Here is a 22239-nt window from a genome sequence, read left to right as displayed (position 1 = left end):
GGGCGCCGGCTTAAGGAACGCCAAAGGTGCGGGCAGGCGTTGGCCACGTGTGCCGCGACGCCCCCACAATGCCTGGCATGCATCTCCTGCTGATCGAGGACGACCTGGACCTGGGCCGCGCACTGCAGTCGGCCCTGCGCGTCGAGGGCCTGAGCAGCGAGTGGCGCCGCCGCGCCGTGGACGCGCCGCAGGCCATCGACGCAGGCGGCTTCGATTGCGTGCTGCTGGACCTGGCCCTGCCCGACGGCTCCGGGCTGGACCTGCTGCTGCGCTGGCGGCGTGCCGGCATGCAGGTGCCGGTGATCATCATCACGGCGCGCTCGGCCGTGGCCGACCGGCTGGCCGGGTTGGACGGCGGGGCCGACGACTTCGTCGTCAAGCCCTTCGCCACCGAGGAGCTGATCTCGCGCATCCGCGCCGTGCTGCGCCGCGCCGCACGCCAGGCCAGCGAGCGCTGGACCATCGGCTCCCTGGTGATCGAGCCGCGCCGCCGCCATGTCGCGCGTGGCGGCGCGCCGCTGGCGCTGTCGCCGCGCGAATTCCAGATCCTGTTGGAGCTGGCACGCGAGCCGGGCGCGGTCGTGGCCAAGGGCCAGCTGTCGCAACGGCTGGAACCGCAGGGCGAGCCGCTGGACTTCAGCGCGCTGGAGGTCCACATCTCCAACCTGCGCCGCAAGATCGGCGCCGATGCGATCCGCACTGTTCGGGGCGTCGGCTACCTGCTGTCGGCATGATGCTGCAGCGCCTGCGCGCCTGGCTGGCTGCGCCCTCGCTGGTGCGTCGCAGTACCTGGTCGGTGCTGGGGGCCTTCTTCGTGGTCTGGGCCGTGCTGCTGGGCTACCAGTTCGCATTGAACCAGCACGCCCTGGCGACAGGACCCAATCTGCAGCGGTTCGGCCATGCGCTGGCGGATGCCCTGGCCGACATCGACGATGCGGACCAGGCCCGCGCGACCCTGGCGGCCACCGCGCGCTGGGTCAACGAACGGCGCGCGGCCGACGAGCGTCTCAGCGGCCGCTACCGCTTCGCGCTGGCCGACCGGGACGGCCGGACCGTCTACGCCTCGTCCGGCTTCGCGGCCGACACGGCGCGGCCCGCCGACCCGATCACGCATGCAGACATCGACGGCATTGCGCATCGCCTGTTCCAGGCCAGTGCCGGCCGCTGGACGCTGCGCATCGCCGAGCCGCGCCGCACGCCTTCCGCTTTTCTGGCCTACAACGCGCGCTTCCTGTTGCCCTACCTGCTGATCGCGGCGCCTGTCGTCCTGCTCGCCGTCTGGCTGTCGGTGCGCCTGGGCCTGCGCCCGCTGCAGGCGCTGGCCGACCGCATCGCCAGCCGACGCGACGACGATCTGCAGCCGGTGGGCTTCATGGCGCGTCACCGCGAGCTGCGGCCGCTGGTGCAGGCGCTGGACCGATTGCTGGCCAGTGCGCGCCAGCGGCTGCAGCGCGAGCGCGCCTTCGTGCAGGACGCGGCGCACGAGTTGCGCACGCCACTGGCCGTGATCACCGCGCAAGCCCACGTGCTGGCGCGTTCGCCCGATGCCAGTGCGCGGGTCGCTGCCCAGCAGCAGTTGGACCAGGCCATCCAGCGCAGCGCCCACCTGGCGCAGCAACTGCTCGACCTGGCCGAGTTGGACGAAGCCCCGCGCGGCACGCCGGCGCCGGTCGATGTGGCCGACCACGTGCGGGCCCTGATGGCGCAGGCCGCTCCGGCGGCCATGGCTGTGGGGGTGGAGCTGGCGCTGGAGGCGCCCGAGCACCTGGTCTGGCCGGTGGACCTGCCGGCGCTGGAGTCCGTCACCACCAACCTGGTTGACAACGCCGTGCGCTATGCCGGCGCCGGCTGCTCCGTGCTGGTGACACTGCGCGCGGTGGAGCCAGGCTGGTCGCTCACCGTGCAGGACGACGGCCCCGGCATCGCGCCGGCCGAGCAGGCACGCGTGTTCGACCGCTTCTACCGCGGTGCCGGGCAGGCCGCCAGCGGCTCGGGCCTGGGCCTGGCCATCGTGCGCCAGGCTGCGCTGCGCCTGGGCGGCAGCGTGGCCATCGTCCCAGGCCTGGCCGGGCGCGGCGTGGGCCTGCAGCTGAGCGTGCCGGCACAAACCTAGAATTGCGCGCCGCGGTACGTCGCGCGCCGCCTGTCCCATGCCCGACTCCCAAGCCCTTTCGCCCGCGCTGCGGCGCTCCATCCTGCTGCTGTCCCTGTCGAACTTCTCGAGCATGTCGGTGCAGCGCATCTGCGACGCCATGCTGCCGGCACTGGCGCAGGAGTTCTCGGTCTCGCTGGGCCAGGCCGCCCAGGTGGTCTCGTTCTTCGCCATCGCCTACGGTGTGGCCCTGCTGTTCTACGGCCCGCTCGGCGACCGCTTCGGCAAGTTCAAGCTGATCGCGCTGTGCACGCTGGCCTGCAGCGTGGGCAGCGTGGTCTCGGCGCTGGCGCCGGACCTGGCCACGCTGGTGCTGGGCCGCGTGCTCGTGGCCGTGGCCGCCGCGGCCATGATCCCGATGGCGCTGGCCTGGGTCGGCGATGCGGTCAGCTACGACAAGCGCCAGGAGACGCTGGCGCTGCTGGGCCTGGGCTCCACGCTGGGCCTGGTCAGCGGCCAGCTGCTGGGCGGCCTGTTCACTGACTGGTTCGGCTGGCGCTGGGCCTTCTGGTTTCTGACAGCGCTGTTCGGCGTGGTCGGCACGCTGCAGTGGCGCGACTGGCGCGCGCAGCGGCAGCGCCCGCACCACATGGCCGGGCTGGCCGGTGCGGCCGGTACGCCGCAGGGCTTTGCCGCCCAGCTGCGCAGCCTGTGGCGGCGCCCGCATGCGCGGGCCGTGCTGCTGGTCTCGCTGCTGCAGGGCGCGCTGGCCTTCGGCGCGATGGCGATCTGGGCCTCGCACCTGCACGCGCACCTGGGCCTGTCCCTGGCCGCCTCGGGCGCCAGCGTGGCGCTGGCCGGCGTGGGCGGCGTGCTGTACATGCTGACCGCGCGCCGGCTGATCCCGCGGCTGGGCGAACGCGGCCTGGTGCTGACCGGGGCCACCTTGCTCGCGCTGGGCGCCTGCGGCCTGGCTTTCGTGCCGCACCCGGCGCTGGCGCCCGTGGCCACGCTGGTCGCGGGCTTCGGCCTCTTCATGCTGCACAACACGCTGCAGACCAATGCCACGCAGATGGCGCCCGAGGCACGCGGCCTGGGCGTGGCCATGTTCTCCACCTTCCTGTTCATGGGCCAGTCGCTGGGTGTGGTGCTGGCGGCCGGCCTGGTCGGGCGCTGGGGCTCCACGGCCGTCGTGGCCGCGGCCGGCTGCGGGGTGCTGTGCATGGGGCTGTTCTTCGCGCGGGTGCTGCGCCGCCGCGATGCGTTGCGCGGCGCCTGAAGCCGTGCCGCAAGCCGTCTCGCCCTGCCTGTCCTGCGGCGCCTGCTGCGCCTGCTTCCGCGTCGACTTCTCGGTCCATGAACTGCTGAGCGAGGGCGGCAGCGTGCCCGACGGGCTGACCGTGGAGGTCAATGGACACACCGCGCGCATGCGCGGCACCGACCACGTGCCGGTCCGCTGCGCGGCGCTGACCGGCCAGCTCGGCCAGCACGTGGGCTGCGGCATCTACGAGTGGCGGCCTTCGCCCTGCCGCGAGTTCGAGGCCGGCAGCGAGGCCTGCGACCGGGCGCGTGCGCGCCACGGCATGGCGCCGCTGGACGCCTGATCAGCCGCGCGCCAGCAGCCGAGCGATGGCGTCCGGCAGCCCGGCGTTGGGCTTGAGCGGCGGCGGCGCGAAGCTGCCATGCGTGGCCTTGCCCGGCGCCAGCGCGACCAGCGATTCGGCATGCCGCACGGCGCTGGACACGCCGTCGACCACGGGCACCGGCAGTTGCCCGCGCAGGCTGCGCGCCAGGCCCGCCAGCGGCGCGCCGGCCAGCACGATCGCGTCGGCACCGTCCTCGGCGACGGCACGCTCGCACAGCGCCTTCAGGGCTTGGCCGTGGTCGGTCTGCACGCTGCTGATGCCGGCCAGTGGCTGGTCCAGTGCGCGGATGCTGGCGAGCCGGCCGATGAGTCCGTTGGCCTCCACCACTTCGCGGTACCAGGCGCTGATGCGCTGCGAGATCGCGACGATGGAAAAGCGCTGGCCCAGCAGGCAGGCGCTGGCCAGCGCCGACTCGGTCAGGCCCAGCACGGGCATGGGCAGCACCTCGCGCAGGCCAGCCAGACCCGGGTCGCCGAAGGCCGCGACGATCACGGCGTCGTGGCCGGGCGCGTGCTCTGCCGCCACCTGCGCGGTGGCGTAGGCGCCGATCAACGCTTCGAAGCGCGTCTCGATGTAGGCCACGCCGAAGGGCGCGGTCTGCATGCTCAGTGCCGTGGTGTCGGAGGCGCTGCGGCGCGCCTCGGCCTCGATCAGCGCCGTGACGCTGGTGGAGATGTTGGGGTTGATGATGAGCAGGCGCATGGCGTCAGGCCGGGCGGCGTTGTGGGAGAAGAGAAGGGGTGCCGCAGGCGAGCAGCTGGCCGCGGCCGGGCTGGGCGTGGAACTGGCCGTCCCACACCACCTCGCCACGGCACAGCGTGATGCCGGGCCAGGCCTTCAGGCGCATGCCCTCGTAGGGCGTGTAGTCCACGGCGTGGTGCAGCTGCGCGTTGTGCAGCACGAACGCGCGCTCGTCCCATACCACGAGGTCGGCGTCCGCGCCGATGGCGATCGTGCCCTTGCGCGGGTGCAGGCCGTAGGCCTTGGCCGGGCCCGTGGCCGTGAGTTCGACGAAGCGGTGCGGCGTCATGCGGCCGGCCAGCACACCTTCGGACCACAGCAGCGCCATGCGCGTCTCCAGGCCCGGGATGCCGTTGGGGATGTGGCGGAACGACACCTCCTGGCCGTCCGGCTTCTTGCCCTCGGGCGCGTCGAACTTGAACGGCGCGTGGTCCGACGAGAACACCGTGAACAGCCCGTCGTTGAGCCCGTCCCAGATCACCTGCTGGTTGGCGCGGTCGCGCGGCGGCGGGCTGCAGACGCATTTGGCGCCCTTGTAGCTGTCGTCGATGCCCAGGTCCTCGGCCGTCAGGAACAGGTACTGCGGGCAGGTCTCGGCGAAGATGTTCAGGCCGTGCGCGCGCGCCCAGCGGATCTGCTCCACGGCCTCGCGGCCCGAGACGTGCACGATCAGGATGGGCACGTCCACGAGCTCGGCCAGCGCGATCGCGCGGTGCGTGGCCTCGCGCTCCACGAGCATGGGCCGCGCATGCGCATGGAAGCGCGGCGCCGTGCGGCCGGCGGCCTCCAGCCGGCGCGTGAGCCACTCGATGCAGTCGGCGTTCTCGGCGTGCACCATGGCCAGCGCGCCGTGCTGGCGCGCCACGTCCAGCACGTCCAGGATCTGGCCGTCGTCGAGCTTCATGTCGTCGTAGGTCATGTAGATCTTGAACGAGGTGAAGCCCTCCTTGATCAGCGCCGGCAGCTCCTCCTGCAGCACCGTGGGCGTGGGGTCGCTCACGATCAGGTGGAAGGCGTAGTCGATGTGCGCCTTGCCCGCCGCACGCGCGCGGTAGTCCTCCACCGCCGCGCGCAGCGACTGGCCCTTCTGCTGCGCGGCGAACGGGATCACCGTGGTGGTGCCGCCGCAGGCGGCAGAGCGCGTGCCCGTGTCGAAGTCGTCGGCCGTGCGCGTCGGCGGCGGCATGGGCTGGTCCAGGTGGCAGTGCGCGTCGACGCCGCCGGGTGTCACGGTGCGGCCGGCCGCGTCGATCTCCTGTTTGCCCGCAGGCAGGCCCAGGCCCAACTGGGCGATGCGGCCGGCGCGGATGCCGATGTCGCAGTCGAAGCTGTCGGAAGCGGTGACGGCCCGCGCGTTGCGGATCACGAGGTCGAAGTCGGACATGGTGCTGTCTGGGGTGAAAAATTGGAAGGGGAGCCGCTGCGCAACGCGCGGCCCGGACGCCTGGCGGCGACCGTCGCCCGCCACGGTGCAGAAGGCCGCGGAGCAGGCCATGCCAGCGCACCCGCGGAACCGGCTCTGCCGGGCCGCCGGGTGCGCCCCCTGAAGGGGGTATGGGACTTCCACACGAAGTGGAGAAGTCCAAACGGGGGTGGTCTCATGCCGCCATCCAGCCACCGTCGACCATGAGCTGGGCGCCGGTGGTGAAGGTGGAGTCGCGGCTGCCCAGGAACAGCACGGCGCGCGCCACGTCGTCGGGTTCGCCCAGGCGCGGCCAGGGTGTGCGGCGCGTGGCGCGGTCCATCACGGCCGGGTCGAGCGCGCGGCCGCCCTGGCCGGTCTGGATCTTGCCGGGCGCCACCGCGTTGCAGACGATCTGCTGCGCCGCGTAGTCGGTGGCCACCTGGCGCGTGAGGTAGGCGATGCCGGCCTTGCTCACGCCGTAGGCCAGGTCATCGGGCGCGGCGATCATGCCGTGCTGCGAGGCCAGGTTCACGATGCGGCCGCGCACGCCCTCCACGGGCTCTTGTTCCAGCATCTGGCGCACGGCGGCGCGGCAGCAGCGGTAGACGCCCGAAAGGTTCACGTCGAGCACGCGCTGCCAGTCGGCCTCTTCGAGTTCCAGCAGCGGCCGGGCATGGCGGATGCAGGCGTTGTTGACGATGGCGTCGAGCCGGCCGAAGCGGTCCACGGTCTGCGCGACCAGTGCATCGACCTGCGCCGTGCTGGCCACGTCGGTGGCGATGAAGGCGGCGCGGCCGCCGGCGGCTTCGATGGCGGCCACGGTGGGCGTGCCGCCTTCGATGACCTCGGTCCTCACGTCGGCCACGACCACGGCGGCGCCGTGCGCGGCCAGCAGGCGCGCGATGGCGCGGCCGATGCCGGAGGCCGCGCCGGTCACGATGCAGACCTGGCCGGCCATGCGGGCCGCGGCGGCGGGTTGGAGGGCGTAGGGATCAGGCATGGGCGGCCTCGGTAGGAGCGCCGCCGTGCCGGCGCCGCCAGGCGAAGAAGTCCTCGGCCGCGGCGCGCAGGTCGTAGCGCGGCACGAAACCGGTGTCGGCGCGCAGCTGCGCGATGTCCATGGGCGCGCGGTCGTAGGGCGCGTAGTAGTCGATGTCGACAGGGTCTTCGGAGATCTGCCAGGACCAGCCCGGGTGCGCGGCGGCCACGGCGGCGCACCAGTCGCTCATGCAGCCCATGAAGCCCGCGGCCACGTTGTAGACGGGGCGTGGCAGCTGCGGGCGGTCCAGCAGCGCCTGCAGGCCCGCGGCGGCGTCGCGCACGTAGAGCCAGTCGCGCCGGCTGTCGCGCGGCAGCCGCGCGGCCTCGCCGCGCTCGGCGCGCAGCAGCACCTGCAGCGGCGCGCTCAGCGTGTCGCGTACGCCGGTGTCGGCCTCCCAAGGGCCGAAGCAGGTGCCCAGCCGGCCGACCACGAGGTCCAGCCCGTGCAGCGCGGCCAGACGCAGGGCCGCGGCTTCGGCCGCCTGCTTGGAGATGCCGTACAGGCCCTCGGGCCGCAAGGGCGTGCTGTCCTCATGCAGCGCCTGCGCATCGATGCCGCTGGCGCCGTAGACCGAGCCCGAGCTGACATGCAGCACGCGCTGCACGCCGGTGGCGGCAGCCGCCGCCAACGCCGCGACCACGCCGCCCAGGTTGACCTCGAAGATGCTGCCCGGCGTGGTGCGTTCGCGCCGCGCATCGGCCGTGACGGCGGCCAGCGTCACCAGGCGGTGGGGCCGGTGCGCGCGCATCGCGGCTTCCAGCGCGGCGGCCTCGCGTACGTCGCCCTGCACCATGGCCAGGCGGCCGGGCAGCGCGGCGAAAGCCCGTGCCGCAGCGGCCGGCAGCGGCGCGCGGTCGAAGCCGACCACGGCCTCGCCGGCGCGCAGCAGCTGCTCCGTCAAAGCCAGGCCAACGAAGCCGCAGGCGCCCGTGATGAAGGTCGGCATCAGGCCGCCACCGGTTCCGGCCGCAGCAGCGACAGGATGCGGCGCTTCATGTCGTTGAACTGCGGGCTCGTTGAATCGCGCGGGCGCGGCAGGTCGATGGTCAGCATCTCGCGGATGCGGCCCGGGCGCGCCGACATCACGGCCACGTGGGTTCCAAGGGCCAGCGATTCGTCGATGCCGTGCGTGACGAACACGATGGTGCTCTGGCTGTCGCGCCAGATGCGGACCAGCTCGGCATGCATCTCCATCTTGGTCTGTTCGTCGAGCGCGCCGAACGGCTCGTCCATGAGGATGACCTCGGGGTTCATGAGCAGCGCGCGCGCAATGCCCACGCGCTGGTTCATGCCGCCCGACAGCTCGCTCGGAAAGTGGTTCTCGAAGCCCTTCAGGTTCACCATCTCGATGAAGTGCTGGGCCTTCTTGCGGCGGATCTCCTTGCCCACGCCCTGCATGGTGAGGTGGAAGGCGACGTTCTCCCAGACCGTGAGCCAGGGCATCAGCGTGGGCTGCTGGAACACCACGCCGCGGTCGGCGCCCGGCGCGGTGATGGTCTGGCCACCCACGCGCACGCTGCCGCTGGAGGGCATGTCGAAGCCCGCGATCAGGTTCAGCAGCGTGGACTTGCCGCAGCCGCTGGGGCCCAGCAGGCACAGGAACTCGTTGCGCGCCACGTGCACGCTGACATCGTCCAGCGCCTTGACGGCGCTGCCGCGCTTGGGGTCGTCGAACAGACGGGTGACGTGGTCGATCTCGATCAGGCTCATCTCATGCCTCTTTCGCTTGCAGGGTGGAGCCGCGCTGCCACCGGAGAACACGGCCGGCGAACAACTTGATCGCCAGGTCGCTCAGAAAACCCAGCAGGCCGATGCTGACCATGGACGCGATCACGATGTCGTAGCGCAGGAAGTAGTAGGAATCCCAGAGCACGTAGCCCACGCCGCTCTTGACGGCCACCATCTCGGCCGTGACGGTCAGCATCCAGGCCGAGCCGATGGCGATGCGCAGGCCCGAGAAGATGCTGGGCAGCGCGGCCGGGAACACGATGTGGCGCAGCAGCTTGCCCGGCGCACCGCCGGCCATGGCGCCGGCGCGCAGCAGGTTGCGGTCGCAGGTCTTCACGCCATGGATGGTGGACAGCAGCACCGGGAAGAACGAGCCCAGGAACACCAGGAAGATGGCCGGCTTGTTGGCGATGCCGAACCAGATGATGGCCAGCGGAATCCACGACACGGGCGGCACCGGCCGCAGGATCTGCAGCACCGGCTCGATCAGCCGCTCCACCGTGCGCGACCAGCCGATGGCCATGCCGATGGCGATGCCCAGCACGGTGGAGATGGCGAACCCGGCGAACACGCGCGAGGCGCTGGCCGCCACGTCCTGGATCCATTTGCCGCTGTAGGTCTGGGTGTTGCCGTCGGTCGCGAAGACCCAGTCCGCCCAGGCCACCAGCACCTGCGAAGGCGCCGGCAGCAGGGCTGGCGGCAGCACGCCGGAGCGCGAGAAGACTTCCCAGCCGATCAGCAGCGCGACGGGGACGATCGCGCGCTCGATGCGCCGGTACAGGCGTAGCAGGGCGGATTGGAGGCTCACGCTGCGGCCCCTCAGTAGCCCAGCGCCGACTTCGGCTGGCCGGTGGCGGCTTCCAGGAAGCGGTAGTCCATGTTCTTCTCCACGGCCGCGCTGACGTCGCTGTTGATGTACTTCAGCTCGCGCATCATCTGGGCGATGGCCACGGCCGAGGCACGGTGCATGGCGTAGTCGGGGTACAGGTTGGCGGCGGCGCCGGTGGCGATCGCCTTGTCCAGGCCCGTCACCTTCTGGATCGTGTCGATGAACTGGGCCTTGTCGCTCTCCATCAGCTTGTTGACCTTGATGATGGAACGCACGGTTTCCTCCACGCCCTTGGCGCGGCCGGCGATCACGTCCGAACGCGTCACGATCAGGTTGGTCAGCTTGCCGGCGGCCTGGTCGTAGGGGAAGGTGAAGAACTTGGCGGCCTTCACTTCACGGATCTGGGTGGCGAAGGGGTCGACCGAGCAGATCAGCTCGACCTCGCCGCGGCGCAGCGCCTGCACGTGGTCCGACGGGTTCGGGATGTTGATGAACTGCACATCCTTGTTGATGTCGATGCCCTGCTTGGCGAAGGCGCCGCGCATGTGGATGTCCTGCGCATTGCCGCGCGAGGCCGCCACGCGGAAGGGCTTGCCCTGGGCCTTGTACTCGGCGATCAGCTTCTTGAGGCCGGCCCAGTCGTTCTCGGCCAGCGGCAGGTCGTTGCCCACGAGGATCTGCGAGCCGCCGTTGATCTGGCCCGAGATCGCGACCACGTCGAAGCCCTTGTCCAGCGCCGTGGCGTAGTGCAGGTAGGTGACCTGGGCTACGTCGATGCTCTTGGAGAGCAGGGCCGTCAGCACGTCGTTGCCGGTGTTGAAGGCGATGGCCTCGAGCTTGACGTTGCTGGCGTTGGCCGGCGTGAGCGCCAGCGGCGTGCAATGCGCGCACTTGGCGTAGCCGAGCTTGATGGCGTCCTGGGCGTTGCCTGCCAGCGGCAGGATCGCGGCCGCGGCGAGGGCGAGGCGGGCGAGAAGTTTGAACATGGTGCTCCCTGGGGGTTGGGCGGGCCCGCGGGCGCGGGACCTGCAGCCATCCAGCAAGGGACATGCCAAGTTTGTATCCAATCCTATAAGTGTTTGGCGCCAAACGGTTTCGCCGATGTAGCGATGCCGGAGCCCGCGGCGCGGGGCACGGGAATGGATCCATGCCATGCGCCAGATTGGATACAAAGTGCCCGGACTTGGTGCGCTCAACGCCAGTAGTGCTTGCCCTCTGCGCCCCACAGCGCGCGCGCGGCCTCTTCGGCCTCGCGGCAGACGGCGTCCATGTCCACGCGCGTGGGCTGGCCGTTCTCCACGAGGATCTCGCCGTCCACGACGACCATGCTCACGTCGCGGCCCTGGCCTGTGTGGACCAGGTTGCCGAGCGGGTTCACGTGCGGGCGCAGGTGCGGGCGGTTGGCGTCGAAGACCACGAGGTCGGCCGCCTTGCCCAGTGCCAGGCTGCCGATCTCGTCCGCCATGCCCAGGGCCTTGGCGCCGCCCAGCGTGGCCATGTGGAACACGTCGCGCGGCTGCCAGCTGTCGTCCACCCGGCCTTCCTGCACGCGCGCGGTGACCAGGGCCCAGCGCATGAGTTCCACCATGTCGCCGTGCTGGGTGTCTGTGGCCAGCGCCATGTTCACGCCCGCGCGCTTGAGCATGGGCGTGGGCGCGAGCCGGCCCGAGGTGGCGTTGCACTTGGGGATGTGCACGGCATGCGCGCCGGCCGCCGCCATGCGGGCGGCGTCCTCGGGCGTCACGTAGATGCAGTGGCCGCCCATCAAGCGTTCGTTGAGCAGGCCGGTGTCGGCCAGCACCTCGGTGGAGCTGCGCCCGCAGCGTGCGCGCACGCGGTCCACCTCGACCTGGCTCTGGCCCAGGTGGGTGCTGACGACCAGGCCGTGCAGCTGCGAGGCCGCGGCCACCTCGCGCAGGAAGCCCTCCGAGCAGGTGTCGACCGCGTGCGCGGCCAGGTTCACGCGCACGCGTGGGTGAGAAGCCCAGCGCGCGTGCAGGTCCAGGCCGGCCTGCAGTGTGGCGTTGCCGATGGCCGCACTGTGGTGCCAGTCGCCATGTGCCACGCGGGCAAAGTCGACATCGTGAATGCGCCAGCTCGGCGCCAGCCGCATGCCGAGCTCCACCATGGCCTCGGTCGTCACGTCGGCGTGCACGAAGTTGTCGCCCAGCACGGTGGAGCCGAACAGCAGGGCCTCCAGCGCGCCGAGCCGGGCCAGCGCGCGCGCCTGCGCGGGGTTGACCTGCGTGCCCTTGGGAATACCGGGCGTGTACGAGGGCGCAAAGCCCAGGTCGGCCGCCACGCCGCGCACCATGGTCAGGATGGAATGCGCGTGCGTGTTGACGAAGCCCGGCGTGACGAAGTGGTCCGGCAGGCGCAGCACACGCGCGGCCTCGTAGCGCTCGGGCGGCTGGGCGGCCAGCCAGGTGATGCGGCCGTTCTGGATGCCGATGGCGGCGCCGCGGATCTCGGGCTGGGCGGGGTCGGCCGTCAGCGCGATGGCGTCCAGCAGCAGCAGGTCGAAGGTGGGGGTGTCGGTGGTGGTCGTCATGCGCCCGTTGCAAGCAACGGGCGTGCCGACTTTGTATCCAATCTGCCGCTGGCCTGTCGCCAGCGGCTCAGCCCAGCAGGGCCTCGGCCAGATCGATCTCGGGCGCGGCCTCGGCGTCCAGGTTCAGCGACTTCTCGATGTGGTGCAAATGCTCGTCCATGAGTGCCACGGCTGCATCGGCATCGCCGGCCTCGATGGCGTCGAGCAGCTCGGTGTGCTCGTCGTTCGGGCAGGCCGCGCCCGTGGGCGCATCGAAGGTCAGGATGGCCAGACAGGTCAGCGGCGTGAGTTCGCGCAGCATGCGCGCCATGATTGCGCTGCCCGACAGCTGGGCCAGCAGCACGTGGAACTCGCCCGACAGCCGCACGGCCGCGCGCCGGTCGCCGCTGGCATGGGCCTGCTGCTCGCGCTTGACCAGCGTGCGCAGCTGCTTGAGGGCCGTGTTGGCCTTGCCGGCGGCGATGCGCTCGATCAGCCGCCGCACCACGGCCGGCTCGAGCGTGCGGCGCACCTCCAGCACGTCGTGCGCCTCCTCGGCGCTGGGCGTGGTCACGAAGGCGCCGCGGTTGGGGATCAGCGTCACGAGCTGCTCCACGGCCAGGCGTTGCAGCACGCCGCGCACCTGGGTGCGGCTGACCGCGAACAGCTCGGCCACGCGCTCCTCCGACAGCTTGGTGCCGGGCAGCAGCCGGTGCTCGACCACGGCCTCGTAGATGCGTTCGTAGATGTCGTCCTTGGAGGCGGCCTTGCCGCTGGCCTGGGTGGGGGGCAGCCGCAGCGTGCGCCGGGACGGAGGGGTGGCCATGGTGGGACTGGCGATGGTTTCGGATGGAAGGCCGCGGGAGGGCCGGCGAATGGTAGCGGGTTCAGTCACCGTGCAGTTCGGTGAACAAGCGGCCCCAGCCCTGCACGCGGCGCGTGTCCACGCCGGCCAGGCGCAGCGACTTCCAGACCGCGGTGGCGATGGTGTCGTAGACGGGCATGCCCAGTTCCGCCTCCAGCGCCGGCACCAGCTGCGCGGCGCGCAGGTTGGTGCAGAAGGTGGTGATGCACTGCGGCCCAGTGGCTGCGAGTTCGCGTGCCATGGCCTCGATCTGCGCGGGCGTGACCTCGGAGAACTCGAAGTTGACCTGCTTGTCCAGGTGGCGCTCGGCCACGCAGTCGTATCCGCTGGCGCGGTAGTTGGCCACGATGCGCTGCTGCACATCGTCCAGGTAGGGAGACGCCAGGCCGAAGCGCGTGCGGCCGGACAGCTGCATGGCCTCGTTGAGCGCCAGCACCGAGGTGCAGGCCGGGATGCCGGTCTCTTCGGTGATGCGCGCGCACAGCGCCTCGTCGGTGTCGAAGCCCAGCCAGCCGGACGAGGTGCCGTTCCAGGCGATCACGTCCACGCGCGCATCGGCCAGCATCCGCGCGGCCTGCAGGATGGGTTCCAGGTCGAACTGGCCCAGGGCCTGCGCGGAGAGCGAAATCTCCGTCACGCGAAAGCGCGCGAAATGTGCCGACACCTCGGGCAGCCCCGCGAGCATGGCCGCCGTGAGCGGCTCCAGCGCGGTGTTGGACGAGGGCGTCAGCATGCCCAGCAGCACACGCTTCATCGGGTCACACCTTCACTTCGCGGTTGAAGCGGTCGATGTACTCGCCGCGGCGGGGATTGAGCTTGGCCCAGTCCACCCCGTTCATGGCTTCGATCTCGGCCACGTTCTTGGCGTAGGCCTGCAGGCCGGGGCTGAACTGCGCCTTGCTGCTGACCGGCGCGACGAAGTAGGGCGCGGCGGCCATCTGCGTCTGCACCTCGGGGCTCAGCGCGGCGTTGATGTAGGCGGCGGCCAGGTCCGGGTTCTTGGTGTTCTTGACGATGTGCATCACGCTCTTGATGTGGATCCAGCCCGTCTCGGGTTTGGCCAGTGCCACGGGCACGCCCTTGCCCTGCAGGTCGCCCACGTTGTTGTTGTAGTGCACCGAGATGTCGATCTGGCCCTGCTGGAACAGCGTGGCCAGCGCGCCCGGGTTGCTGGCCACGGCGCTCACGTTGGGCAGCAGCTTCTTGACGAACTGGAAGGCGGGCTCAAGGTTCTCTTCGCTGCCGCCGTTCAGGCGCGCGATCTCCACCATCCAGGCCGACATCAGCGTGGAGCCCATGCCGGCCAGGCCCACGCGGCCCTTGTACTCGGGCTTGAGCAGGTCGTTCCAGTTCTTGGGCGGGTTCTTGATCTTCTCGGTGTTGTAGGCGATGCCGATGATCTGGCCCGACACGAACACGCCGAGGCCGCGCGGGTCCACGAGCTTGGGCGGCACGTCCTTGAGGTTGGGCATCTTGTCCACGGGGATCTTCTCGAAGATGTCCTGCGACAGCGCGGCCAGGTAGGGGCCTTCGTCCAGGATCACCACGTCGTAGGGCGGGTTGGCCTTGGAGGCGACGATCTTGGAAACGGTGTCCACCGCCAGCGAGGAGACCAGGCTGGTCGAGGCGCCCGTGGCCTTGGCGAAGGCTGGCAGCAGGATGCTGCGGTGCGCCGATTCCCAGGCGCCCGGGTAGGTGGTGGCCGAGATGCTCTTGGACTGGGCGTGGGCCAGGCTGGCGTGCAGCGGCAGTTGGGCGGCACCGAAACCGGCGGCGGCCTGCAGCAGCGTGCGGCGGGACAGGGACATGGGTGGACTCCTAGGTTGCAAGGGCTGCCCGATGGCGGGACTGGGCATGCCAGCGCAAGCTTTGTGCCATGGCCTGTATCCAGGGCTGCACCGGACCTTGCCTCCCAAGCCGGTGCGCCAGCTGCGCCAATGTGGCGCATCCCGCACCAAATTGTGCTCAATGAAAAATGAGATTGTGTCCAATCTATGGGCTGTTTGTGGCCACGCAAAAGGATGCCCTGTGGCACGTTTCTTGAGTTCCCGCAGGCAATGCGGCGCATCCGGTGCCGCCCCCAACCAGGCCACTGCATGCAAGCTCCCGATCGAACCGCCGGCGTCGGCATCGTGCTCGACCAGATCCACCACCGCTATGCCGGCTCCACGGCGGTGGAGTCCGTGTCGCTGGACATCCCGGCCGGCGAACTCGTCGCGCTGCTGGGCCCCAGCGGCTGCGGCAAGACCACGCTGCTGCGCATCGTCTCGGGCCTCTTGCGCCAGAGCGGCGGCCATGTGCGCATCGGCGGCGAGATTGTCGACGCGCTGCCGACCAACGAGCGCGGCGCCGGCATCGTGTTCCAGAACTACGCGCTGTTCCCGCACATGACGGTGGCCGACAACGTGGCCTACGGCCTGCGCGCGCGCGGCGTCGCCGCCTCCGAGGCGCGCGCCACGGCCGCGCAGATGCTGGCCATGGTGCGCATGGCCGACTATGGCAAGCGCTACCCGCGCGAGCTGTCTGGCGGCCAGCAGCAGCGTGTGGCGCTGGCGCGCACGCTGGCCGTGCGCCCGCGTGTGCTGCTGCTCGACGAGCCCTTCGCCGCGCTCGACAAGAACCTGCGGCTGGACATGCAGATCGAGATCCGGCGCATCCAGCGCGAGCTGGGCATCACCACCATCCTGGTCACGCATGACCAGGACGAGGCCATGTCCATGGCCGACCGCATCGCCGTCATGCATGCGGGCCGGGTCGAGCAGTTCGACACGCCCGAGACCATCTACGACCGGCCGGCCACGCTGTTCGTGGCCACCTTCATCGGCACGGCCAACCTGCTGCCGGGCCAGCTGCGCAGTGCCGAGGGCGGCTACATGGTCGACTGCGCGGACGGTGGTGCGATCTCGCTGGAGCGGGCCGCGCCGTGTTCGCGCGTGGGCAGCGTGGTGGTCGCGGCGCGGCCGGAGAACCTCGTGCTGGCAGGCTCCAGCGTGGGGGCGCTGCCGGCCCGGGTGGAGATGGTGCTGCCGCTCGGTCCCTCGCTGGTCTACGAGCTCGCCTTGCCGGGTGGCGGCACGATCAAGGTCACGCAGCCACGCAGCGCGGGCCAGATGCGCTACGAAGCCGGGGAACAGGTCGGAGTGCGGCTGCGTCCCGGCGCGCCGGCTGGCGTGTTCGCAGGCTGAAGCGATGTCCACCGCACCCCGCTTCGCGCCGCCGCTGGGCCTGGCGCTGCCCCTGGGCATCTTCTTCCTGTTCTTCGTGTTCGCGCCCATGCTGCTGCTGGGCTGGATCAGCCTGCACGACGACCAGGGTATGACGCAGTTCGGCATTGCCCAGTACGTCAAGTTCCTGGGCGACGGATTCAACCTGTCGGTGCTGGGCGGCACGCTGTGGCTGGGCCTCAAGGTCACGGCGCTGACGCTGCTGATCGGCTTTCCGCTGGCCTACCTCTACACCCAGTCCCCGGCGCGCTGGCAGGGGCTGCTCATGCTGCTGATCGTGCTGCCGCTGCTCACGAGCTCGGTGGTGCGCACCTTCGCCTGGGTCGTGATCCTGGGCCGCCAGGGCATCGTGAACACCGCGCTGCTGGACTGGGGCCTGATCGCAGAGCCGCTCAAGCTGCTCTACACGCCGGGCGGCGTGACGGTGGCGCTGGCGCAGATCGAGCTGCCGCTGATGGTGCTGCCGCTCATCACCTCGCTCATGAACACCGACGCCAACCTGCGCCAGGCCTCGCTGGCGCTGGGTGCGGGCCACTGGCGCACCTTCTGGCAGGTCACGCTGCCGCTCACGATGCCGGGCCTCTTGGCCGGGGCGTTGCTGGTGTTCGCCTCCAGCATCAGCGCCTTCGTCACGCAAACCCTGGTGGGTGGCGGGCAGCAGATGTTCATGCCCTACTACATGTACCAGCAGGCCATCCAGGCCAACAACTATCCGTTCGCCGCCGCGATCGCGATGCTGCTGCTGGCCAGCGTGCTGGCCGTGGTCGTCGCCATCAATGCGGTGGGCCGCCGCAGCCGGGGATTTGTCCATGCCTGATGCCTTCGTTTCCGGCGCCCCCGTGTGCCCCGCCACCGCGCCGCGCGCGGCCGAGTCGCTGGCCGGCGCCTTCGAGCGGCGCTCGTTCTGGGCCGTGTTCGGCGTGCTGGGCGTCTGCGCCGGCGTGCTGCTGCTGGCGCCGACCGTGGTGGTGCTGATCACCTCGTTCACGAGCGGCTTTTCGCTCAAGTTCCCGCCGCCGGGCTACTCGGTGCGCTGGTACCAGGCGCTGTGGGATTCGCCCGAACTGATCGATGCGGGCGTGCTCTCGCTGAAGCTGGCGGCCGTGGCCACGGGCATCTCGGCTGTGCTGGCCGTCGCTGCCGCGCTCGCGCTGGCCCGCCGGCGCGAGGGCTGGGCGCGCGCGGCCGAGGCCGTGCTGCTCTCGCCGCTGATGCTGCCGGCGCTGGCCATCGGCCTGTCGCTGCTGATGCTGTTCAACATCGCGGGCACGGGCCTGTCGTTCTGGACGCTGGTGCTGGGCCACATCGCCATCACCACGCCCTACATCCTGCGCACCACCTCGGCCAGCCTGCTGCAGATGGACGGCGTGCTGCTGGAAAGCGCGCATTCTCTGGGCGCCTCGCCGCTCTACGTGTTCCGCACCATCACGCTGCCGCTCATCGCGCGCGGCGTGCTGGCCGGCGCCTTCATCGGCTTCATGTACTCGTTCGACAACGTGGCCGTGTCGCTGTTCCTGTCGGATGCGCGCAGCGAGGTGCTGCCGATCCGCATGTGGCACATCATCGAGTCGAACCTGGATGTGCGGGCGGCGGCCGTGTCGGGCGTGCTGATCGCTGCGACGCTCGTCCTCATGATCGTCATGGAGCGCGTGGCCGGCATCACGCGCCACATGCGTTGACATGAGCCCACCCCGTTTGGCTGGCTCACTTCGTGTAGCCATCCCATCCCCCTCCAGGGGCGCCGCCAGCGGCCTGGCAGAGCCAGTTCCGCGGCGTCTGCTGGCACGGCCTGCTCCGCGGCCTTCCGACCATCTGCTGATCTCAACCCTGTCGATGGATCTGGTCGCCGCCCCAGCGCAGCCGCAGCGCGAGGTACTCGGCCTCGAGCACGCCGTCGCGCAGCGCCATGGCGTGGCCGGTCAGCGTGCAGAAGCGCTCGATGCTGTAGTCGCCCAGGTCGCTGCGGCGCAGCGTGGCATGGCGCAGCGCCAGCACCAGCGTACCCACGCCCGCCAGCTTGAGCGCGCCCGCGCACATGGGGCAGGGTTCCATCGTGCAGTACAGCGTGGCGCCCTGGGCGGCCGCCGGGCCGTGGGTCGCGAAAGCCTGGCGCAGCGCGTCGGGCTCGGCGTGCAGCGTGGGGTCGCCCTGGCTGACCTGGCGGTTCTGGCCCCGCGCAAGCAGTGCGCCATCCCGCACCAGAACCGCACCCGTGGGCCAGTCGCCACGCGCGTAGGCGTCTTCGGCCTCGTCCAGCGCCAGGCGCATCCAGTGCTCGTCGTTCATCCCACACCTTTCACAACATTCGGAGCCAGACCATGAGCAAGAAACGCACCCTGTTGCGCAACGCGCGCGTGCTGCTCGGCGACGCGCTCGCGCCGTCGCAGCAGCCCCAGGATCTGCTGGTCGAGGACGGCCGGATCGCGGCCATTGCGCCAGCGGGCCAACTGGCCGATGCCGACCGCACCGTCGATCTGTCGGACCACCTGCTGGTGCCGGGCCTGGTCAACGGCCACCAGCATTCGCACGAGCATTTCCAGCGCGGCCGCACCGAGAACCTGCCGCTGGAGCTCTGGATGCACCTGGTCCGCACGCGCATCCCCGTGCCCCTCACGCCGCGCCAGGTCTATCTGCGGACCATGATCGGCGCCATCGAGTCGCTGCGCACGGGCTGCACCACGCTGGTCGACGACACGGCGCTGGGCGGCGCAATCGACCGCACCCGCATCGACGCCATGTTCCAGGCCTACGAGGACATCGGCATCCGCTCGCTGACCGGCTTCGCCATGATGGACCGGCCCATCATCGACAACTTCCCGTTCGCGGACGAGCACTTCCCGCCCGACCTGGCTGCCGAACTGCGCGCCGCACCGCCGCCGCCTGGCGACGATCAGTTGGGTCTGGTGCGAGAGCTGGTGCGCACGCGCCATCCGCAGCACAACCGGGTCGGTGTACTGGTCTCGGCCTCGGCGCCGCAGCGCTGCAACGAGCCCTTCCTGCTGGCGGTGCGCGCGCTGGCCGACGAGCTGGCGCTGCCGCTCATCACCCATGTGCAGGAGACGCGCATGCAGGTCGTGACCGGGCAGATCTTCTACGGCAGTCCCATCGTGGAGTACCTGGACCGCATCGGCTTCCTGAAGCCGGCGACCAGCCTGATCCATGCGGTCTGGCTGAACCCGCGCGAGATCGAGGCGCTGGCCCGCAGTGGCGCCACGGCCCAGCACAACCCCTGGAGCAACCTGACACTGGGATCGGGTGTTCAGCCCGTGCGCGAGTTGCTGGAGGCAGGTGTCAACGTCAGCCTGGGATCGGACGGCTCTTGCTCCACCGTCACGGTCAACATGCTGAACGTGCTGGGCAGCGCCGCTGCCGTGTCCAAGCTGCGCGGCGACGAGCCCGGCCGCTGGCTTTCGGCGCGCGAGGCGCTGTCCGCCGGCACGCTGGCGGGCGGCCGAGCGTTGGGTTTCGGCGAGTCGCTCGGCAGCCTGCGCGTCGGCGCGCTCGCCGACCTGGTGGCCTACCGCACCGACACCGTGACCTTCACCCCGTACACCGACCCGGTCCGCCAACTGGTCTATGCCGAGCGTGGCGCCGGCCTGGCCTTCTCGATGGTGGCCGGCGAAGTGGTGCTGCAGGACGGCGCACTGACACGCATCGACGAGCGCGCGCTGCTGCGCGAAGCCCAGTCCGAGTTCGGCCAGCTGGCCGAGCGCTTCGACGCGGCTGAGGCCTCGGTCCAGCCGGTCCTGCAGGCGGTCGAGGCCATCTACCGGCGCACGCTGGCGATGCCGATCCCGGCCGACACCCATGCTGCGCGCCTGCCCGTTCCTTGAAGCGGCCGCGCATCCGCTTTCCGATCCACCGTTCCCAGCACTTGGAGTTCCACCCATGACGACCATTTCCCGCCGCCATCTGCTTGCCGTCAGCGCCGCCACGGCGCTGCCTGTGCTGTCCCGTCTGGCGCACGCCGCCGGCCTGTCTCTGGCCCAGATCAAGGCCGCCGGCGAACTGCGCATCGGTTGCGAGGCGGCCTACGTGCCCTTCACCTACCGCCAGGGCGCCGAGATCGTCGGCTACGACGTCGAGCTGGCCGGCCTGCTGTGCAAGCCGCTCGGCGTCAAGCCGGTGTTCGTCGACACCGCCTGGTCGGGTGTGATCCCCTCGCTGTACACCAAGAAGTTCGACATCGTGATGAGCTCGATGAGCTACACCAAGGAGCGCCTTGAACGCGTGGGCTTTTCCATCCCCTACGCCGAGGCGTCGCAGGCGCTGCTGGTGCGCGCGGGCGATGCGGACAAGATCAAGGCCGTCGGCGACCTCAATGGCCGCACGCTGGCGGTCAAGCTGGGCTCGCCCGGCCAGATCCTGCAGGAGAAGATGAACGCAGCGCTCAAGGGCGGTGGCGGCAGCGGCTTCAAGGAGCTGCGCACCTTCGACGACCATCCGTCCGCCTATGTGGCGCTGGCCCAGGGCCGGGTCGATGGCGTGCTGAACACCCTGGCCACGCTGGGAATGGTGCTCAAGGACGCACCGGGCAAGTACGCCATCGTCAAGGGCATGGGCGGCGACAACTGGGCCGGCATTGCGGTGCGCAAGGAAGACACCGAGATCATCGCCTACCTGAACGAGCAGCTCGCGGCGCTGAAGGCCAGTGGCGCGATCTACCAGCTGCAGGAGAAGTGGTTCGGCTTCCGCATGCAGCTGGCCGACAACATCCCCACCTTCGGCTGATGGCCTTCGACTGGAACCTGGTCGAGAACTCGGTCCCCCTGCTGGGGGCCGGGTTGCTGACGACGCTGAAGATCTCCTCGCTCGCCATGCTGCTGGGCCTGGCCCTGGGCGGTGTGCTGGGGCTGGCCTCGATGTCGCGCTCCGGCACGCTGCGCTGGCTGGTGCGCGCCTATGTCGATTTCATCCGCGGAACGCCGCTGCTGATCCAGATCTTCCTCGTCTATTTCGCGCTGCCCGAGATCGGCATCAACCTGCCCGAGTTCTGGGCCGGCGTGATCGCACTGGCGCTGAACGCGGCGGGCTTCCTGGCCGAGATCTTCCGTGCCGGCCTGAACTCGGTGGAGAAGGGCCAGGCCGAAGCCGCGCGCTCGATCGGCATGCGCCACACCCAGATCCTGTGGCATGTGCTGCTGCCGCAGTCGCTGCGCTCGGTCGTGCCGCCAGCGACCAACGAGTTGATCTCGCTGGTCAAGGGCTCTGCCCTGCTGTCCGTGATCTCGGTCTACGAACTCACGCGCGCAGGCCAGGCCGTGATCGCGGTGCACTTCGCGCCGTTCGAGATCTTCCTGTTGATCGCGCTGTACTACTACCTCACGGTGTCGGCGCTGGCCTGGCTCTCGCGCTGGCTGGAAAGGCGGTTGCCCGCATGGTGAAACCGGTATTGCAGGCCACCGACGTCTGCAAGAGCTTCGCCGGCCGACAGGTGCTGCGCGATGCGGCGCTGACCGTGGCCGAGCGCGAGACCGTGGTGCTGATCGGCCCCTCGGGTTCGGGAAAGACCACCTTCCTGCGTTGCCTGAACTGGCTGGAGACACCCGACTCGGGCCACATCCGGCTGCGCGGCGACTTGATCGGCCGCGACGTGGCCGGCCGCGAGCACAGCGAAGCCGTGCTGTCGCGCCAGCGCAGCCGCATCGGCTTCGTGTTCCAGCGCTTCAACCTGTTCGCCCACCAGTCCGCCCTGGACAACGTGGCGATGGGCCCGCGACGCGTGCTCGGCATCTCCGTGGAGGAAGCGCGCGAGCGCGCACGCACCGAGCTGGCCCGCGTGCACATGGCGCAGCACATGGACAAGCGGCCGTCGCAGCTGTCCGGCGGCCAGCAGCAGCGCGTGGCGATCGCGCGTGCGCTGGCAATGCGGCCCGAGCTGATCCTGTTCGACGAGCCGACCTCGGCACTCGACCCGGAACTTGTGACAGAGGTCGTGGACGTGATGCGCGAGCTGGCCCAGGGCGGCATGACCATGGTGGTGGTCACGCACGAAATGCGCTTCGCACGGCAGACCGCCGACCGGGTGGTCTTCATGGATGGCGGCCTGGTCATCGAACAGGGACCGCCGGAACAGATCTTCGACGCGCCGCAGGCCGAACGCACGCGCCGCTTTCTGGGGCATCTACATGCATGAG

23 protein-coding genes are annotated in these 22239 nt (G+C 70.4%); 11 read left to right on the top strand and 12 right to left on the bottom strand.

The genetic code is table 11. From position 1 onward, the window contains the following. The first annotated feature begins 77 nt into the window (after positions 1–77). The 4 genes from ACSQ4M_RS33040 to ACSQ4M_RS33025 are packed head-to-tail and all read left to right on the top strand — an operon-like array spanning position 78 to position 3696. On the top strand, positions 78–734 hold the full coding sequence (locus ACSQ4M_RS33040) for a response regulator (protein WP_436193576.1): 657 nt from the start codon (positions 78–80) through the stop codon (positions 732–734). Then, positions 731–2113 (top strand): ATP-binding protein, encoded by a 1383-nt coding sequence (locus ACSQ4M_RS33035; protein WP_436193575.1) that lies wholly within the window; start codon positions 731–733, stop codon positions 2111–2113. The genes ACSQ4M_RS33040 and ACSQ4M_RS33035 overlap by 4 nt, the downstream gene beginning before the upstream one ends. A gap of 1 nt (position 2114) precedes the next feature. Further along, positions 2115–3371 carry an MFS transporter gene (locus tag ACSQ4M_RS33030; RefSeq protein ID WP_436194111.1) on the top strand — a complete coding sequence of 419 codons (1257 nt, stop codon included), beginning with the start codon at positions 2115–2117 and terminating at the stop codon, positions 3369–3371. Beyond that, a complete protein-coding gene (locus ACSQ4M_RS33025) occupies positions 3352–3696 on the top strand; it encodes a YkgJ family cysteine cluster protein (RefSeq protein ID WP_436193574.1) in 345 nt (114 codons plus the stop codon). The genes ACSQ4M_RS33030 and ACSQ4M_RS33025 overlap by 20 nt, the downstream gene beginning before the upstream one ends. Here ACSQ4M_RS33025 and ACSQ4M_RS33020 read toward each other — a convergent pair whose 3' ends face one another. The 11 genes from ACSQ4M_RS33020 to ACSQ4M_RS32970 form a co-directional block, all read right to left on the bottom strand. Next, positions 3697–4440, bottom strand: a complete 744-nt coding sequence (locus ACSQ4M_RS33020) for an aspartate/glutamate racemase family protein (protein WP_436193573.1) — start codon at positions 4438–4440, stop codon at positions 3697–3699. It lies immediately after the preceding gene. A gap of 4 nt (positions 4441–4444) precedes the next feature. Continuing rightward, positions 4445–5863, bottom strand: a complete 1419-nt coding sequence (gene hydA / locus ACSQ4M_RS33015) for a dihydropyrimidinase (RefSeq protein ID WP_436193572.1) — start codon at positions 5861–5863, stop codon at positions 4445–4447. Between the two features lie 214 nt (positions 5864–6077). Further along, the gene (locus ACSQ4M_RS33010; RefSeq protein ID WP_436193571.1) at positions 6078–6884 is read right to left on the bottom strand and encodes an SDR family NAD(P)-dependent oxidoreductase; all 807 of its coding nucleotides are present in this window, start codon (positions 6882–6884) and stop codon (positions 6078–6080) included. Then, positions 6877–7872 (bottom strand): NAD-dependent epimerase/dehydratase family protein, encoded by a 996-nt coding sequence (locus tag ACSQ4M_RS33005; protein ID WP_436193570.1) that lies wholly within the window; start codon positions 7870–7872, stop codon positions 6877–6879. Before ACSQ4M_RS33005 ends, ACSQ4M_RS33010 begins: the two co-directional genes overlap by 8 nt. Next, positions 7872–8636 carry an ABC transporter ATP-binding protein gene (locus ACSQ4M_RS33000; RefSeq protein ID WP_436193569.1) on the bottom strand — a complete coding sequence of 255 codons (765 nt, stop codon included), beginning with the start codon at positions 8634–8636 and terminating at the stop codon, positions 7872–7874. Before ACSQ4M_RS33000 ends, ACSQ4M_RS33005 begins: the two co-directional genes overlap by 1 nt. A 1-nt stretch (position 8637) precedes the next feature. Further along, positions 8638–9462 (bottom strand): ABC transporter permease, encoded by an 825-nt coding sequence (locus tag ACSQ4M_RS32995; protein ID WP_436193568.1) that lies wholly within the window; start codon positions 9460–9462, stop codon positions 8638–8640. 11 nt (positions 9463–9473) lie between these two features. Then, on the bottom strand, positions 9474–10469 hold the full coding sequence (locus ACSQ4M_RS32990) for an ABC transporter substrate-binding protein (protein ID WP_436193567.1): 996 nt from the start codon (positions 10467–10469) through the stop codon (positions 9474–9476). Between the two features lie 206 nt (positions 10470–10675). After that, positions 10676–12034, bottom strand: a complete 1359-nt coding sequence (locus tag ACSQ4M_RS32985) for an amidohydrolase family protein (RefSeq protein WP_436193566.1) — start codon at positions 12032–12034, stop codon at positions 10676–10678. 67 nt (positions 12035–12101) lie between these two features. Next, a complete protein-coding gene (locus ACSQ4M_RS32980; RefSeq protein ID WP_436193565.1) occupies positions 12102–12839 on the bottom strand; it encodes a GntR family transcriptional regulator in 738 nt (245 codons plus the stop codon). 61 nt (positions 12840–12900) lie between these two features. Further along, positions 12901–13632: a maleate cis-trans isomerase family protein gene (locus ACSQ4M_RS32975; protein ID WP_436193564.1), complete on the bottom strand. Its 732-nt coding sequence runs from the start codon at positions 13630–13632 to the stop codon at positions 12901–12903. Between the two features lie 4 nt (positions 13633–13636). Further along, positions 13637–14686 (bottom strand): ABC transporter substrate-binding protein, encoded by a 1050-nt coding sequence (locus ACSQ4M_RS32970; RefSeq protein WP_436193563.1) that lies wholly within the window; start codon positions 14684–14686, stop codon positions 13637–13639. Positions 14687–14974: 288 nt separating this feature from the next. Here ACSQ4M_RS32970 and ACSQ4M_RS32965 point away from each other — a divergent pair, with 288 nt between their 5' ends. The 3 genes from ACSQ4M_RS32965 to ACSQ4M_RS32955 are packed head-to-tail and all read left to right on the top strand — an operon-like array spanning position 14975 to position 17781. After that, positions 14975–16063, top strand: coding sequence for an ABC transporter ATP-binding protein (locus tag ACSQ4M_RS32965; protein WP_436193562.1), 1089 nt, complete (start codon positions 14975–14977; stop codon positions 16061–16063). A 4-nt stretch (positions 16064–16067) separates the two neighbouring features. Further along, entirely contained in the window at positions 16068–16919 is an 852-nt protein-coding gene (locus ACSQ4M_RS32960; protein ID WP_436193561.1) for an ABC transporter permease, read from the top strand. Then, a complete protein-coding gene (locus ACSQ4M_RS32955) occupies positions 16912–17781 on the top strand; it encodes an ABC transporter permease (RefSeq protein ID WP_436193560.1) in 870 nt (289 codons plus the stop codon). The genes ACSQ4M_RS32960 and ACSQ4M_RS32955 overlap by 8 nt, the downstream gene beginning before the upstream one ends. 142 nt (positions 17782–17923) lie before the next feature. Here ACSQ4M_RS32955 and ACSQ4M_RS32950 read toward each other — a convergent pair whose 3' ends face one another. Continuing rightward, entirely contained in the window at positions 17924–18388 is a 465-nt protein-coding gene (locus ACSQ4M_RS32950) for a nucleoside deaminase (RefSeq protein ID WP_436193559.1), read from the bottom strand. A 32-nt stretch (positions 18389–18420) separates the two neighbouring features. On the opposite strand from ACSQ4M_RS32950, the gene ACSQ4M_RS32945 reads away from it, so the two are divergent. From ACSQ4M_RS32945 to ACSQ4M_RS32930, 4 genes are read left to right on the top strand one after another with little or no spacing between them, the layout of a single operon-like run. After that, positions 18421–19935 carry an amidohydrolase family protein gene (locus ACSQ4M_RS32945; protein WP_436193558.1) on the top strand — a complete coding sequence of 505 codons (1515 nt, stop codon included), beginning with the start codon at positions 18421–18423 and terminating at the stop codon, positions 19933–19935. Positions 19936–19990: 55 nt separating this feature from the next. Beyond that, a complete protein-coding gene (locus ACSQ4M_RS32940; RefSeq protein WP_436193557.1) occupies positions 19991–20833 on the top strand; it encodes a transporter substrate-binding domain-containing protein in 843 nt (280 codons plus the stop codon). Beyond that, positions 20833–21486 (top strand): amino acid ABC transporter permease, encoded by a 654-nt coding sequence (locus ACSQ4M_RS32935; RefSeq protein ID WP_436193556.1) that lies wholly within the window; start codon positions 20833–20835, stop codon positions 21484–21486. Before ACSQ4M_RS32940 ends, ACSQ4M_RS32935 begins: the two co-directional genes overlap by 1 nt. Continuing rightward, positions 21480–22238 (top strand): amino acid ABC transporter ATP-binding protein, encoded by a 759-nt coding sequence (locus ACSQ4M_RS32930; protein WP_436193555.1) that lies wholly within the window; start codon positions 21480–21482, stop codon positions 22236–22238. Before ACSQ4M_RS32935 ends, ACSQ4M_RS32930 begins: the two co-directional genes overlap by 7 nt. Position 22239: the final 1 nt, after the last annotated feature.

Source organism: Pseudorhodoferax sp. LjRoot39, assembly GCF_964253035.1.
Lineage (GTDB): Bacteria > Pseudomonadota > Gammaproteobacteria > Burkholderiales > Burkholderiaceae_C > Pseudorhodoferax.
The sequence above is the reverse complement of the archived record's forward strand: the minus strand, read 5'-3'. Positions and strand labels throughout refer to the sequence as shown.

Bases quoted from the DNA above. Each gene is read 5' to 3' on its own strand.
- ACSQ4M_RS33040 (WP_436193576.1), top strand. From the start codon at position 78: ATGCATCTCCTGCTGATCGAGGACGACCTGGACCTGGGCCGCGCACTG.
- ACSQ4M_RS33035 (WP_436193575.1), top strand. From the start codon at position 731: ATGATGCTGCAGCGCCTGCGCGCCTGGCTGGCTGCGCCCTCGCTGGTG.
- ACSQ4M_RS33025 (WP_436193574.1), top strand. From the start codon at position 3,352: ATGCGTTGCGCGGCGCCTGAAGCCGTGCCGCAAGCCGTCTCGCCCTGC.
- ACSQ4M_RS33020 (WP_436193573.1), bottom strand. From the start codon at position 4,440: ATGCGCCTGCTCATCATCAACCCCAACATCTCCACCAGCGTCACGGCG.
- hydA (WP_436193572.1), bottom strand. From the start codon at position 5,863: ATGTCCGACTTCGACCTCGTGATCCGCAACGCGCGGGCCGTCACCGCT.
- ACSQ4M_RS33010 (WP_436193571.1), bottom strand. From the start codon at position 6,884: ATGCCTGATCCCTACGCCCTCCAACCCGCCGCCGCGGCCCGCATGGCC.
- ACSQ4M_RS33005 (WP_436193570.1), bottom strand. From the start codon at position 7,872: ATGCCGACCTTCATCACGGGCGCCTGCGGCTTCGTTGGCCTGGCTTTG.
- ACSQ4M_RS33000 (WP_436193569.1), bottom strand. From the start codon at position 8,636: ATGAGCCTGATCGAGATCGACCACGTCACCCGTCTGTTCGACGACCCC.
- ACSQ4M_RS32990 (WP_436193567.1), bottom strand. From the start codon at position 10,469: ATGTTCAAACTTCTCGCCCGCCTCGCCCTCGCCGCGGCCGCGATCCTG.
- ACSQ4M_RS32985 (WP_436193566.1), bottom strand. From the start codon at position 12,034: ATGACGACCACCACCGACACCCCCACCTTCGACCTGCTGCTGCTGGAC.
- ACSQ4M_RS32980 (WP_436193565.1), bottom strand. From the start codon at position 12,839: ATGGCCACCCCTCCGTCCCGGCGCACGCTGCGGCTGCCCCCCACCCAG.
- ACSQ4M_RS32975 (WP_436193564.1), bottom strand. From the start codon at position 13,632: ATGAAGCGTGTGCTGCTGGGCATGCTGACGCCCTCGTCCAACACCGCG.
- ACSQ4M_RS32970 (WP_436193563.1), bottom strand. From the start codon at position 14,686: ATGTCCCTGTCCCGCCGCACGCTGCTGCAGGCCGCCGCCGGTTTCGGT.
- ACSQ4M_RS32965 (WP_436193562.1), top strand. From the start codon at position 14,975: ATGCAAGCTCCCGATCGAACCGCCGGCGTCGGCATCGTGCTCGACCAG.
- ACSQ4M_RS32960 (WP_436193561.1), top strand. From the start codon at position 16,068: ATGTCCACCGCACCCCGCTTCGCGCCGCCGCTGGGCCTGGCGCTGCCC.
- ACSQ4M_RS32955 (WP_436193560.1), top strand. From the start codon at position 16,912: ATGCCTGATGCCTTCGTTTCCGGCGCCCCCGTGTGCCCCGCCACCGCG.
- ACSQ4M_RS32950 (WP_436193559.1), bottom strand. From the start codon at position 18,388: ATGAACGACGAGCACTGGATGCGCCTGGCGCTGGACGAGGCCGAAGAC.
- ACSQ4M_RS32945 (WP_436193558.1), top strand. From the start codon at position 18,421: ATGAGCAAGAAACGCACCCTGTTGCGCAACGCGCGCGTGCTGCTCGGC.
- ACSQ4M_RS32940 (WP_436193557.1), top strand. From the start codon at position 19,991: ATGACGACCATTTCCCGCCGCCATCTGCTTGCCGTCAGCGCCGCCACG.
- ACSQ4M_RS32935 (WP_436193556.1), top strand. From the start codon at position 20,833: ATGGCCTTCGACTGGAACCTGGTCGAGAACTCGGTCCCCCTGCTGGGG.
- ACSQ4M_RS32930 (WP_436193555.1), top strand. From the start codon at position 21,480: ATGGTGAAACCGGTATTGCAGGCCACCGACGTCTGCAAGAGCTTCGCC.